This is a genomic window from Gloeocapsopsis crepidinum LEGE 06123, assembly GCF_015207655.1.
GTDB classification, from domain to species: domain Bacteria; phylum Cyanobacteriota; class Cyanobacteriia; order Cyanobacteriales; family Chroococcidiopsidaceae; genus Gloeocapsopsis; species Gloeocapsopsis crepidinum.
Map to the genome: position 1 here is coordinate 101,415 of NZ_JADEWN010000002.1, position 12,868 is coordinate 114,282.

General features: G+C 43.3%; 11 protein-coding genes. 5 read left to right on the top strand and 6 right to left on the bottom strand.

The annotated features are described in order from the left end of the window. Window positions 1-258 precede the first annotated feature (258 nt). The gene (locus IQ230_RS01385; protein WP_193930104.1) at window positions 259-471 is read left to right on the top strand and encodes a hypothetical protein; all 213 of its coding nucleotides are present in this window, start codon (window positions 259-261) and stop codon (window positions 469-471) included. 92 nt (window positions 472-563) lie between these two features. On the opposite strand, the gene IQ230_RS01390 is transcribed toward IQ230_RS01385, so the two are convergent. The 3 genes from IQ230_RS01390 to IQ230_RS01400 all read right to left on the bottom strand — a co-directional run bounded on the left by IQ230_RS01390 (window position 564) and on the right by IQ230_RS01400 (window position 4,367). Further along, complete coding sequence (locus IQ230_RS01390; protein ID WP_193930106.1) at window positions 564-1,244, bottom strand: LapA family protein; 681 nt, start codon at window positions 1,242-1,244, stop codon at window positions 564-566. 38 nt (window positions 1,245-1,282) lie between these two features. Next, window positions 1,283-1,885, bottom strand: a complete 603-nt coding sequence (locus IQ230_RS01395) for a flavin prenyltransferase UbiX (protein ID WP_193930188.1) — start codon at window positions 1,883-1,885, stop codon at window positions 1,283-1,285. 97 nt (window positions 1,886-1,982) lie between these two features. Next, window positions 1,983-4,367, bottom strand: a complete 2,385-nt coding sequence (locus IQ230_RS01400; RefSeq protein ID WP_193930108.1) for a ribonuclease R family protein — start codon at window positions 4,365-4,367, stop codon at window positions 1,983-1,985. An 812-nt stretch (window positions 4,368-5,179) separates the two neighbouring features. Here IQ230_RS01400 and IQ230_RS26330 point away from each other — a divergent pair. Beyond that, window positions 5,180-6,013 (top strand): hypothetical protein, encoded by an 834-nt coding sequence (locus IQ230_RS26330; protein ID WP_228054484.1) that lies wholly within the window; start codon window positions 5,180-5,182, stop codon window positions 6,011-6,013. A 1-nt stretch (window position 6,014) separates the two neighbouring features. Here the strand turns inward: IQ230_RS26330 and clpP are convergent, their stop codons facing one another. After that, window positions 6,015-6,662 (bottom strand): ATP-dependent Clp endopeptidase proteolytic subunit ClpP, encoded by a 648-nt coding sequence (gene clpP, locus IQ230_RS01410; protein ID WP_322742250.1) that lies wholly within the window; start codon window positions 6,660-6,662, stop codon window positions 6,015-6,017. 198 nt (window positions 6,663-6,860) lie between these two features. On the opposite strand from clpP, the gene IQ230_RS01415 reads away from it, so the two are divergent. After that, window positions 6,861-8,951 carry a thioredoxin domain-containing protein gene (locus IQ230_RS01415; RefSeq protein ID WP_193930112.1) on the top strand — a complete coding sequence of 697 codons (2,091 nt, stop codon included), beginning with the start codon at window positions 6,861-6,863 and terminating at the stop codon, window positions 8,949-8,951. 30 nt (window positions 8,952-8,981) lie between these two features. Here the strand turns inward: IQ230_RS01415 and IQ230_RS01420 are convergent, their stop codons facing one another. Together IQ230_RS01420 and IQ230_RS01425 are read right to left on the bottom strand one after the other, a co-directional pair. Further along, the gene (locus tag IQ230_RS01420; protein WP_193930114.1) at window positions 8,982-10,841 is read right to left on the bottom strand and encodes a peptidoglycan D,D-transpeptidase FtsI family protein; all 1,860 of its coding nucleotides are present in this window, start codon (window positions 10,839-10,841) and stop codon (window positions 8,982-8,984) included. A gap of 141 nt (window positions 10,842-10,982) precedes the next feature. Beyond that, window positions 10,983-11,519, bottom strand: coding sequence for a hypothetical protein (locus IQ230_RS01425; protein ID WP_193930116.1), 537 nt, complete (start codon window positions 11,517-11,519; stop codon window positions 10,983-10,985). A gap of 434 nt (window positions 11,520-11,953) precedes the next feature. Here IQ230_RS01425 and IQ230_RS01430 point away from each other — a divergent pair, with 434 nt between their 5' ends. After that, window positions 11,954-12,097, top strand: a complete 144-nt coding sequence (locus IQ230_RS01430; RefSeq protein WP_193930119.1) for a hypothetical protein — start codon at window positions 11,954-11,956, stop codon at window positions 12,095-12,097. A gap of 423 nt (window positions 12,098-12,520) precedes the next feature. Further along, window positions 12,521-12,832 carry a hypothetical protein gene (locus tag IQ230_RS01435; protein WP_099702611.1) on the top strand — a complete coding sequence of 104 codons (312 nt, stop codon included), beginning with the start codon at window positions 12,521-12,523 and terminating at the stop codon, window positions 12,830-12,832. Window positions 12,833-12,868: the final 36 nt, after the last annotated feature.

Genomic DNA, 12,868 nt, shown 5'->3' on the forward strand with positions numbered 1-12,868 from the left:
ATAACGATTGTTAGGTGATAAATTACTTATAACTTAGTTATCTTTGGCTTAATTGATTATCTGATTATTGAAACTTTATCAATTCTTGTACGTCACAACATGATAGGGTTTGCCTTGCGCTCAAGCAAAGTCTAACTTTAATTACTTGTGTTGCTAACGCTACTATGCCTAACTTGAACTCCAACGATCAATAAGTACAAATCTTTGTTAGTTCGTAGGTAGTTCCACCCTTCAGGTGTTATGGATGAGGTTTAAAGCATGGCTTTGATTCGTGAACTAGTGCAGAAGACACTAAAAACTGGCTACTTAACTATTGAAGCAGAGGAACAACTGCGACAATTACTCACAACTCAATACGACCTAGAAGACTTCAATGCTTTCATGGCATTACAGGAAGCTGCCATGATGGGTCAAGTCAAGCAAGAATCTCGCGAACGGTTTCAATACACAGCACTTGAGCAATTCACTTAGTGCGCTATCTAGCTAAAATGAACATTAAATTAAGTAAAATTGTGTCCTAGTATGATTAGCGACGCAGTTAACTGCGTCTGATTTAGCATATTTTATTTCAAGGGTGAATTATTCTCATCCTCAAACTCGTCATCCTCAAAGCCCCAATCCTCATTTTCCTCCGTTGTATTTGTCCTACTACCATAAGGTGGCGTAATCACACGATAGTCAGCATCATAGATTGATTCAGTCTTACCGACACTGGAGTTTTTTGGTTCGTTAGAACTATATGAGTAAACAGAAGATTGATTGCTGCTAGGATTAGGTCTGACTTCGTAAGTTTTAGAGTCTTGGATAGTTGTGTCTGGGCGAGATCCTTGCGGCGTTGTGTTTTCTTCAAAATCCCAGTCATCGTCTGTAGAATTATCGCTACTCCAATCATCAATTGTGTCACTCGTTGTAGACGCGGATGCTGATGAAGATGTAGCACTCGCTGCTGTTGTGTATTCTTGCTTGACAGTACGTTGATTTTGACGTGGTGGGGTGCGATCGCCAAAACTACGCCGCTTTACTTGGCTTTGAGCGAAATAATTTGACGTTTTGAATAAACCTGCAATCAGTAATGCAGAAAAGGCTCCAGCAGCTATACTGAGCAAAATCCACACCGCTAGTGGTAGCGCTAGCGATCGCCCACCCAAAAAGACAAGTGGAAGGACGGGGGACCAGTTTTGCAACAGTAACAAAGTTAGTCCTCCCAACACCACCAATAGCAAAAGTAGTCGCAAAACAGGCATAGTTTTAGGTGATAGGGTACTACCCTTCTATTTTCGCTCTAATCACGTCCCTGCCATCGTTGAATAGGAATACAATCAATATCAAGCTGATCCAAAGCACGGGCAACAACAAAATCAACTAAATCTTCAATTGTTTGCGGTTTGTGGTACCAAGCCGGAATTGCAGGAACAATTCTTGCACCAGCTTCAGCAAGCATTGTTAAGTTTCTTAAGTGAATTAAACTAAAAGGAGTTTCACGCGGTACAAGAACCAATTTGCGTCCTTCTTTTAGTTGCACGTCTGATGCCCGCTCAAGCAAGTCTGAACTCAGCCCAGCCGCAAGCTTAGCTACAGTACTCATACTACAGGGAAGGACAACCATACCGAGAGTGCGGTAGGAGCCGCTGGCAATATTAGCTCCCACATCGCCCCAGTGGTGACAGCAGAGTTTTCCTTGTTCCACACCAACACCAGCTTGCTGCCGCCAGAACTGCTCTTGCTGCAAAGGTTCTACTGGCATCCGGATATTTTGCTCAGCTTGCCAAACCATGTACGTTGATTTAGAAGCAACGAGTTCGACTGCGTATTCAGCAGCTAAGAGAAACTTGAGCGCACGAACAGCATAAATTAACCCTGATGCTCCAGAAACTCCTAAGATCAGGGGTGAGGGGGAGCCAGTGTCGTGCGGAGGTGTCCTCCGTTGAGACGACTGGCGTTGAGTGGTGAGTGGTGAGTGATTAGACACAAGATTATTGGGTTTACTCCTCGTCAAGATAAAAATCAGAATCGGAATTAAGATCTTCCAAATCAGAATTAAAATCGTCGTCGTTATCTTCTAGCAAACCCTCATCTTGGAGCAGATCGCCTTCAGCGTCACCATTGACTGTGACTAAATCAATTTGTTGGCGGTAGTAGTCTACATTTTTCACTTGGACAGCAACGCGATCGCCTAAGCGGTAAGCAGTACGACTTTTACGACCAAAGAGTGCTTGTTGCCGCGCGCGATACTCATACCAATCATCTTTGAGCGAGCTAACATGAACTAACCCTTCAACGCGTAGTTGTTTGCCATTAGCATCTGGAACCGTAATTTCTACAAAAAAGCCGTAGGATTGAACACCAGTGATCAACCCTTGAAAAACTTCTCCAGTCCGCTGTTTCATTAATTGTGCTTTTTGCAACCCAGCGAGATCTTCTTCGGCTTCTTGGACTTCTTTTTCGCGATCGTTCAGTTGCACAACAAGTCTGGCAAGATCTGTTTCTAACTCTTGCTGAATATCTGGTGGTAAGACATTCCACGTGACATTACCGTGAGCAGAACTATGTCGTAGGTTCACCCGCTCTTTGGCTCGTGTTGTCCGGCGATCGCGTCCTTGTTCAAATAAGGTGTGTAATACGCGCTGCAATAGTAAATCAGCATAACGCCATAAAGGCGAATTTCCTCGAGCGTAAGTTGGCAAGGCTAAACCAAAGTGCCGTTGGGGAGCAACGCTGTAAACACTTGGCTTAAGTGTCGCTTGCAGAAGATATGTCAGTACTTGCTCAGAGTCAGGTACTTGCGCAAATTGCTCGGTAAACGCTTGAAAGTCAGCCGATGAAATATTGTCTTCTTGCTCAAGTTGCAGTTCTACACCTAGATTGCTTGCCAACTTGATCATCTCCTGCACATCTTCAGAATCAGGAGCAGGTTGACTGCGATAGATTGCAGGAATTTCCAAAGTTTGTAGATGTTGTGCGATCGCCTGATTTCCTAACAACAGCAACTCAGTTAGTAACGATTTCACTGGCGCGTCATCGGCAACAACCACTCCCAATGACCCCTCATCGTAGTAGGGGTAATCTTCTTGAGGTAGTTTTAGTTCAAAGCTACCACGTTGATGCCTTTGAGTTTGTGCTGCTTGGCTAATAGCAGATAGCTGGCGGATCAGTTCAACAACTGCGGTGGGTAACTCATCAGACGTCGGCTCAGTTGGTTCCTGTTGACCATTGAGTGCTGCTTGTTGTGCTTTGATAATGGCTTGTGTTTGTTGTTCGCTGATTTGTTGATCGACCGCGATTACCGTAGGTTGAATCTCAAACTCAACGATTTGTCCAGTATTAGAGTCAAGAATAAGCAGTACAGACATCGCTAATCTGTCGCTACCCGCTATCAATGAGCAGCGTTCTTGAACAGCTTCAGGAAACAGTGGTAATACTGTGTCTCTTAAGTAAACACTGCTACCTCGTTTGAGGGCTTCTTTATCTAAAGGTGAATCGGGTAAGATGTAATGAGCAACATCTGTGATGTGAATTCCTAAGCGCCATCTTCCTTCTGAAGTTTTTTCTAAAGTCAAAGCATTTTCAATGCAGGCAGCGTCTGCTCTTTCTTGGGTGACGATCGCTATTGTGAGGAGCGATCGCAAATCGAGTCGCTGTTTAATTTCAGTTTTGGTGATTTGACTTGGCAAGTTGGCAGCTGCAGCTAGTAAATTTTCACTAAAACTGCGTGGCAGATCGTGCTTACAGCAAACTAAGTCAATATCCGCAGCTGCTTCTGCACTTCCGCCCAGAACCTGTACCACTCGACCTAGTGGTGGCGACTGTCCTAACGGATAGCGCAAGATTTCGACATGAATGAGATGTTCAATTGCTTCTGTTAAGTTGATATCGCTCGGTACTAAATCAATTTCAAATAATAGTCTGTCATCTAGAGGAACTGCACGAAAGCCTTTTTCAGTTTGTTTTAACCGTGCGAGTAAGCTGTGGTTAGCACGTTCTAAAATTAAGCGAACTTCTCCTTCAGGACTGCGACGGCGGCTACCTTCTTTTGTCAGTCGCACCAAAACGCGATCGCCATTCCATGCCGTACTTAAATGGCTTTCGCGGATATAAATATCTTCTGCGCCCTCTTCGTCTTGGATGGCAAAGCAAAATCCCTTACTCGAACAGCGGAGTTTGGCTTCGATAACTCCTTCTTCGGGTAGGCGTCGATACTTACCGCGTTCTTTAGCTAAAATGCCAATTTTTTCGAGGACTTCCAAGGTAATATGTAGCTTCGTTAGACTAGTGTCTTCGAGACAATCTAATTTTTTCTCTAGTACCTTGGCAGCGACTAATTTATCATCATGAAAATTCGCAAGTAATGTAGCGATTGAAAATTCCATTGAGAAAACCGACCTTTGGTCAAAAAATTATTTGTGTTGTCCTTTGGTGTCATGTGTCGTTGCCTACGCAGCTGTAGCAGCGCTGAGGGAACTTAAGAACAAACTGCAGTTGTTTTACCTATTTGATAAATACAGGTTCTCTACCCACTTTCTGCAGCTTATGCCTTGATTTCGATTTGCTTGCGGCAGAGTAGCGTTGACATACGATATCAGTGTATTCCTCTTTGTGAGGAACAGCAGGTACTCCACACATTGGATGCTACAACAATATTAGTGTTATTCACATCCTCAATACCTACAGATGAACCATCGACAGATAGCAAGCAACACTAACTGCGATGTGAGTTGGCGATGCGCTTGCTGTCCTAGAAGTGAACGGTACACCGGAGTTAAACTCCGGCGGTTGCTAGCTTTACCAGATGTGACCTCCGGTAAGCTTTGCTGCAACCACTGCGTTCACCGCATTCCGCGGTCACTGTTCGTTAGACTGCAGTTATGAGTTTAATGATACTGCCGAGCATCGTTACCTGATTTGTAGGATTGGTAACACTAAATTCAGCAGCAAGCAGACACCTAAAGAGTGAACCCTACTATATTTTAGATAAGAAATGTACTTAGGCAAAGGATTTTTCCGGCGATCGCCAAAATAAAACCAAATAAAATAGTAAATAAGGTAATCCGTGCATACTTGGATGAGGTTAAAAGGAAAACCTACAGACTTCAAGTGAATTTTTAATCAGACTCAGTTCCAAAGCATGAATTTACTCTCACAAGTTAAACTCTCCTACCTCAAGCAGTAGTTAATCATACTTATGTTGGCGCAATTGTTTTTTGCTCGCTATCCTACGGGCAATCTCTTGTCTGAATTAGTCGAGATTTATCAAGGAAAATTTATCGTACAAGCAACCGTTCAAATAGATGGCACAACTCGTGTTACAGGTATGGCAGCCGCAGAAACAATTGAACTTGCGGAAGATCAAGCCCGCGAACGAGCTTTACTTGTATTGATGCAACCTGCTACTACGACACCAGTATCACCAAGCCTGCTGCAGACGACACCGGACACCGCATCCAAACATCAACCAGAAGCCAAATTAGAATTATCTAATTTACTACACTCCCCGCAGCACAAAACTGATCGCATTTCTGTAGACTCCCCTACTGCCGCAGCAAGAGAATCAGATCTAGACGTATTGAGCCTCTCAAATATTGACAGCGATCAAGCACATCCAGTGTGGAATAATGTTACACCACTGCGAACGCGCGACCAAGAATTTCAGGATGAAACAGCAGTTGCTACAGTCAGTTCGCCGATCGATTTATCAGACGCACTGTTAAAAATCGATGTTTTTCTGAAGCGCTTAGGCTGGAGTACGGAGCACGAAAGCGAGTATTTAGAAAGAACTTACAAAAAGCGATCGCGTCAATTCTTAACAGAGTCCGAAGTCGTAGAATTCCAAAACTATTTAGAATTACTGGCTAAAACAGGTGATGAAATGAAGCGTCTCAAGTGGAGTGTGCAACAAGGAAGAGATTATTTACTCCAAACATATAACAAGCGCAAGCGGACTTCATTGACGCATCAAGAGTTACTGGAATTCTTGCAATATTTAGAATCCCAGCCTTCTTTTCAAGATGTCACTTAAACTAACTCGCAACTGCTACAGGACGATTACCAACTGAAGTACGGTTAATGACTTGATCGATGAGTCCGTAGTTTTGAGCTTCATCGGGAGACATAAAAAAGTCCCGTTCTGTATCTTGCTCGATCCGCTCCATTGGCTGACCTGTGTGCGCTGCCAAATACTCATTAAGACGGCGCTTGTGGTACAAAATCTCTCTAGCTTGGATTTCAATATCAGTTGCTTGTCCTTGCGCACCTCCCAAGGGTTGGTGAATCATGATGCGAGCATTTGGTAAACTCATTCGCTTACCTTTAGTACCAGCACTGAGCAGAAAAGCCCCCATACTTGCTGCAAGTCCAGTACAAATCGTACAAACATCCGGTCGAATGTGATTCATCGTATCAAAAATTCCCATTCCTGCCATTACAGAACCACCAGGAGAGTTGATATACAGATAAATGTCTTTTTCTGAGTCCTCGGCATCAAGAAATAAGAGTTGGGCAACAATTAAGTTTGCTAAATTGGCATCGATTTGTTGTCCCAAAAAAATAATCCGCTCGCGCAACAATCGAGAGTAAATATCGAAGGCGCGTTCACCGCGACCTGATTGTTCAATAACAATAGGAATCATGCTAAATTTGCTCGTTGTCTTAGCTTTTCTTAATTTTATCGAGAAGATGTCTAGTTTGGGGCACAGGGGTGAGGGTAAGAGAGTTATGAGTTATGAGTTATGAGTTTTGAATTAAAAGAATTGTTTTAACTCACCCCTCACCCCTCTTAAACTCAAAACTTAAAACTTTTTCACTAGTCCCACGCTCCTCGCTCCTCTCCGCTAGACTAAGCAAAGACGGCAAATGCAAATAGAATTATGACTAATCGCCTTGCCCAAGCTCAAAGCCTTTACTTACGCAAACACGCAGAAAATCCGATTGACTGGTGGACTTGGTGTGATGAAGCTTTGGCAACAGCAAAAGCAGAAAACAAGCCTATTTTTCTTTCCATAGGCTATTCTAGTTGCCACTGGTGTACTGTCATGGAAGGGGAAGCCTTCTCAGATGCGGCGATCGCAGAGTATATGAATGCTCACTTTATCCCCATAAAAGTAGATCGCGAAGAACGACCTGACCTCGATAGCATCTACATGCAAGCTTTACAAATGATGGTAGGTCAAGGGGGATGGCCATTAAATATTTTTATTGCTCCTGATGATTTAGTACCGTTTTATGGAGGTACTTACTTCCCTGTAGAACCGCGCTATGGGCGTCCAGGTTTTTTACAAATATTACAAGCAATTCGCCGCTACTACGACACTGAAAAACAAGACTTACTAGCGCGTAAAGCTGCGATCTTAGAAGCAATTCAAAAAAGTGCGGTCTTACCTCAAACTCAACAATCTGCTGAAGATCTCCTGCGCAAAGGAATAGAAACCAATACTGGTGTTATTACACCGCATGATTATGGCACGCAATTTCCGATGATTCCCTATGCCGAGTTAGCGCTACGTGGTACTCGGTTTAATTATTCTTGGCGTTATGACATTAAACAAGTGTGTCAACAGCGTGGCTTAGATTTAGCCACAGGCGGAATTTTCGATCATGTTGGTGGTGGATTTCATCGTTACACCGTCGATCCGACATGGACAGTACCGCATTTTGAAAAGATGCTCTACGACAATGGTCAAATTGTGGAGTATCTCGCGAATTTATGGGCTGCTGGAGTTCAAGAACCAGCAATTGAGCGAGCGATCGCATTAACTGTGCAATGGCTCAAGCGGGAAATGACAGCTTCTGAAGGTTACTTTTATGCAGCGCAAGATGCTGATAGTTTCACTCATCCAAACGAAACTGAGCCAGAAGAAGGAGCTTTCTACGTTTGGACTTATCATGAGTTGCAACAGATCCTCTCGCCAGTAGAATTAGCGGAGGTGGAGCAACAATTTACCGTAACTCCCCAAGGCAATTTTGAAGGGCAAAATGTCTTACAACGACGACACTCCGCTCAGTTGAGCGAAAGCTTAACACAGGCTTTATCAAAGCTATTTATTGTACGTTATGGTGCAGCACCAGAGTCGTTGGATGTGTTTCCACCAGCGCGAAATAATCAAGAAGCAAAAACTCAAAATTGGTCTGGTCGTATTCCTGTAGTAACAGATACAAAAATGATTGTTGCTTGGAACAGCTTAATGATTTCTGGGCTAGCAAGGGCGTATGCAGTTTTCAAAAAAGCGGAGTATTTAGAGGTGGCGCTCGAAGCGGCTCACTTTATTTTGAATCATCAGAGTGTGAATGGACGCTTTCACCGTCTGAATTACGAGGGACAAACAAGTGTGATTGCTCAATCTGAGGATTATGCTTTGTTTATTAAAGCTTTGCTAGATTTGCACCAAGTCATGCAGGAAAAAGACGAACCAACTGCTTGGCAATTTTGGTTAGAGAAGGCGATCGCGCTGCAAGCCGAATTTGATGAGTATTTGTGGAGCGTAGAGCTAGGAGGATATTACAACACCGCGAGTGATGCAAGTCAAGATCTCATTGTCCGCGAACGAAGCTATGCTGATAATGCAACTCCAGCAGCTAACGGAGTGGCGATCGCAAATTTAATGCAGCTAGCCTTATTAACCGAAGACCTGACTTATCTTGACAAAGCTGAGCAAGGGTTACAAGCTTTTAGTAGTATCATGGATTCTGCTCCGCAAGCCTGCCCAAGTTTATTTTCAGCTTTAGATTGGTATCGCAACTGCACTCTCATTCGCAGTATTCCAAAGCAGTTAGAGAGTCTCTTGGGTGAGTATCTACCAACAAGTGTCCTTGCTGTAGCAACAGATTTACCAACCAATGCTTTAGCACTAGTCTGTCAAGGACTATCTTGTTTACCTCCGATCTCCAGTCAAGCTGAACTATTAGAGCAAGTTTGGCAAAGTCAAATTAGGGGTGAGGAGCGAGGGGCGTGGGGCGAGTGAAAGAGTGGTTAGTGGTTAGTCGTTTCTTAATTAAGGACTGGGGGATACTTTAGGAATTGGTTGACTAGGGGGAATGCGTTCAATAGAAATTAGCGAATCCATGACTGACTTAACAATGGGGGCTGCAACTGTAGAACCGTAGGCAATTCCTTTTGGTTCGTCTACAATTGCTAGGACAACGTAACGCGGAGCTTCTATCGGCATCATTCCCACAAAACTGGTAATGACAGCACCACTATGATAGCCGCGACTACTTGTGTTAGCTTTTTGCGCTGTACCAGTTTTGCCACCAATGCGGTATCCTAGCACTTGCGATGCTTTGCCGCTTCCTTGAAGCACTACTGTTTCTAGCATCTCAACCAGAGTTTGTGTTGTTTTTGGAGAGAAAACTGTTCTGGGTTGTGGTAAACTAGGTTGTTGAAGCTGACCTTGGCTATCTATTAATCCCCTTACAACATGAGGTGTGACTAACTTACCACCATTAGCTAAAGCAGCATGAAGTTGTACAAGCTGAATTGGTGTGAGTGAAAATCCTTGACCGAAAGACGCAGTTGCCGGTTCAATTGGGGAAGAAACAAATTTCGCTTGATTTTTTAACTGACCTCGTGCTTCAAAGGGGAGATCTATGCCTACAGTTTTTCCTATCCCCAGCTTTTGCAGCCAGTTATAGTAAACATCGGGTTTGAGGCGTTGCATAACTTGCACCATGCCGACGTTGCTGGAGTGTTGCAAGATACCAGTAATAGAGAGAGAGAGATTGTCTTCTTTTTCTGCATTGCGGATCGACCAACCGCCAACTTTAATGGTGTCAGGATCGGGGAAGACATCATTGGGTTGAATGACTTGCTCTTCTAGAGCGATCGCGATATTTATTGGCTTAAAGGTAGAGCCAGGTTCATAAAGATCTGCCAGTAACCAATTTCTAAAGGAGTTGACGTCAGAGTTGAAATACTCATTAGGATTATAAGAAGGCTCAGAAACTAAACTCAAGATCGAACCATCTTGAACATCCATTACAATCACGCCACCACGCTGGGCACTAAACTTTTGCATTTGTTCTCTCAACGCAACTCGTGCAGCGCGCTGCAATCGGGTGTCGAGTGTGAGTTGCAATTTCCAATCCTCACCATGAACAAAGCCCTCAGGAATGCGATCGCTGAGTAATGCCCCGTTACCAGTTTTCCTAAACTTGATTGTTTGTGCTGAGCGCTCAAGTAATTGTTCCTGGCTGTACTCTATCCCTGCCTGACCGCGACGGTCGATATCAACATAGCCAACTACATCTGCAACGACATTCTCTTGAGGATACAGACGCGAGTACTCTCGAACTAAATCTAAGCCATTTGCCCGTAACTTTTTGAGCTTGTCTGCAATTTCTTCTGACAAAGCTGGGGCTAGCCGAATACCACTTTTCTTGTTCTTAAATCCATCGATGAACAAATCCGTGATATCCGCTGTCGGACGAGCCAAAATTTTAGCAACATCAGTGGCAACAGTTTCTGCTTCTGAGTCACTTTTAAATTGATTGGGATGAACGTATAGCGTGTATACCTGACGATCAATCGCTAAGACGTTATCGTTCCGATCAACAACTTGACGGCGAGGAATATACGGATTTACATAGGTGGTCTGTTGCTGTCGCGCCCTTCTCAACAGTTCTGATGAATGCACAACTTGGAGATGATACAAGTTGCCCGCAAGTACCAAACTACTAGCAAACAATACACCCCACACAAGTATCAAGCGAAAGTAAGGTGTTGTTCCACCACGTTTTGGGTGTTTATTCAGCGTCTTCCTGGCTTTTTTTTGAGGTTTTGTGCGCTGAGTGTCCATTGTTACTACCGTACGATGCCTGCGGTCAAAGCTACCAGGAGGGACTGAAGTAGGCATATGGCAAGATTCTTAAAGTTATGAGTGTTGAGTCATGAAGTGTTGAGTTTAAGCAAGTTTTGAGTGTTGAGTTAAGAAAATTTTTAATTCAAATTTCTTTCACTAGCCACTAGTCACTCATCACTCACCCCTCACGCTTGTTTAATAACCGACAGGGATCGTATCAGACTTAGAATTTTTACGAGTCATAGTTGCCGAAGCAATCGTTTCATCAGGGCGTGCTGGGCGTTGAGGCGCTGGTTTGAGGAAAATTGCCTGCGTGGGATCGGCAGGAGATAAGCCTGTTTCTGGTTGTTCGGCTTGCTGTGCAATTTTATTTTTAAGCACTTCACTTGCTGTCGTAAGCTGCCTTTCTTGACGTTGTAAATTTTCTAGTTGGCGATACGCTTGGTTCCATGCCCGTTGAGAATAAACTGTTCCACTGTAAAGTCCTAGCACTACTGCTATTAAGCAGAAAATGAGTACATTAGAACTCCGTTGTAAAAGACTCAGGCGGAGCAACCATAATGGTTTCCTAGCACTGGGCAGAATCGGCACGCTATAGTTGCGAGTTCTATCTTGAGGTATTTTATTTTGCTTCGCTCGCTTGTCAGAATAACTTGCGGGAACAGCATATGTTGATTTCACAGCATCTTTCCGCTGATAGTTGGTTTCACTAGATTTATAAGCAACACTCATAGACTTTATTGCTTAATAGAGTTATTTAGATATCAAATCAGTCGATTCTGTCTGTAACTAGCAACTGAGTAGCGCTAGCGACTCATATCAGAATCGCCCCTATCCTATCACCTAGATAGCTTTCAGTTGTCCACTTTCCTAAGGAAGATCTCTACGCAGTAGCTACAAATGTCTATTGCTGATAACATCGACTACTACTCCAGGTTTGTTCGTGTTTGGTAGTTGGATATTAACATCCTCACTGACACCAGCAATTTTCTGAAAGTAGCATTGGTTAAAAACCTCTGTCTTAAGAAGGAAGACGGTACATCACTGATGTGATAGGTTATCAAGCTAATACAGTCACGATCGCACTTTTGTAAAAAAAGTCAACAAATGCGGTATCGTAATCAACGAGTAGATTGTTTCTATCGCAATTGGTGAAAAGAGGAGTTATGAACAAAAAAATCCTTGGTTTTGCTTTATTTCTAGGCTTGCTTGCCACCTTGGGAGCATGTGATACAACTGGTACTGGTGGTGATACAACACCTACAGTATCTCCTGTAGAACCTACAGTGACTCCAACAACATCTCCATAGCTATGAAGGAATAGCTTAACGGCATCTCACGGTTGGTCTGTTTAAATAGCTTTTTTCTCTCCTACAAAGCTAAAAGTCTGTTTCCGGTAGCAGTGCTATTTACTGCCTGCGCTACATAACACGACTTCTTTGCAGGAGAGTACTTTTTTTGAGTTACTGATAGCTAGTTCGTGGGAGAAAAGCGGTGCATATCCGACTAAATTGCTTTTGATTAATAAAATCAAACAATTAAGAGACTTTTTAATAGAAAAAGTTATTAATTATAAATTATACTCTATGAGTGACGACTCAAATATCTAAACATTGAAATACGACAAGAAACCCTACAATCCTACTGAGTCCGTTTTGCTAAATTTCCTCATATTATTGACAATAAGAACAAGTCAGCCAAAGATGCATCATCCTGCAAACAGTTAATGGGTTATGCTCAAAGTTATCAGTAGATTAAGTCTGAGTACTAGCGTGGGTCTTGTGCTGGGATGGCAAGCTGCGTCAGTTTTGGCATTACCACCTCCAGAAGACATACCAGAAGAGGTGCTGCGTACAGAAATTATCACGGATGCGCGATCGCCTATTGATGGCAAACAACTCACAGCAGCAGAATATGCAGATTTGCAAGCTCAGTTGCAAAGCCGCCCAGTGACTCCCCCGCTTTCACCTCAGGTGAGAGAAACGATTACCCTTCTGCGTCTGCGGCGCTTAATTCGGACATTAATTCCTTTTTTACCAATTTAAATATAAAAAGCTCTTGTGCTGTAGTTATGATGAGTA

What these genes read in the sequence shown, in the direction of transcription:
- IQ230_RS01385 (WP_193930104.1), top strand. Translation starts at nt 259, where the DNA reads ATGGCTTTGATTCGTGAACTAGTGCAGAAGACACTAAAAACTGGCTAC.
- IQ230_RS01435 (WP_099702611.1), top strand. Translation starts at nt 12,521, where the DNA reads ATGCTCAAAGTTATCAGTAGATTAAGTCTGAGTACTAGCGTGGGTCTT.
- IQ230_RS26330 (WP_228054484.1), top strand. Translation starts at nt 5,180, where the DNA reads ATGTTGGCGCAATTGTTTTTTGCTCGCTATCCTACGGGCAATCTCTTG.
- IQ230_RS01400 (WP_193930108.1), bottom strand. Translation starts at nt 4,367, where the DNA reads ATGGAATTTTCAATCGCTACATTACTTGCGAATTTTCATGATGATAAA.
- IQ230_RS01425 (WP_193930116.1), bottom strand. Translation starts at nt 11,519, where the DNA reads ATGAGTGTTGCTTATAAATCTAGTGAAACCAACTATCAGCGGAAAGAT.
- IQ230_RS01390 (WP_193930106.1), bottom strand. Translation starts at nt 1,244, where the DNA reads ATGCCTGTTTTGCGACTACTTTTGCTATTGGTGGTGTTGGGAGGACTA.
- IQ230_RS01420 (WP_193930114.1), bottom strand. Translation starts at nt 10,841, where the DNA reads ATGCCTACTTCAGTCCCTCCTGGTAGCTTTGACCGCAGGCATCGTACG.
- IQ230_RS01430 (WP_193930119.1), top strand. Translation starts at nt 11,954, where the DNA reads ATGAACAAAAAAATCCTTGGTTTTGCTTTATTTCTAGGCTTGCTTGCC.
- IQ230_RS01415 (WP_193930112.1), top strand. Translation starts at nt 6,861, where the DNA reads ATGACTAATCGCCTTGCCCAAGCTCAAAGCCTTTACTTACGCAAACAC.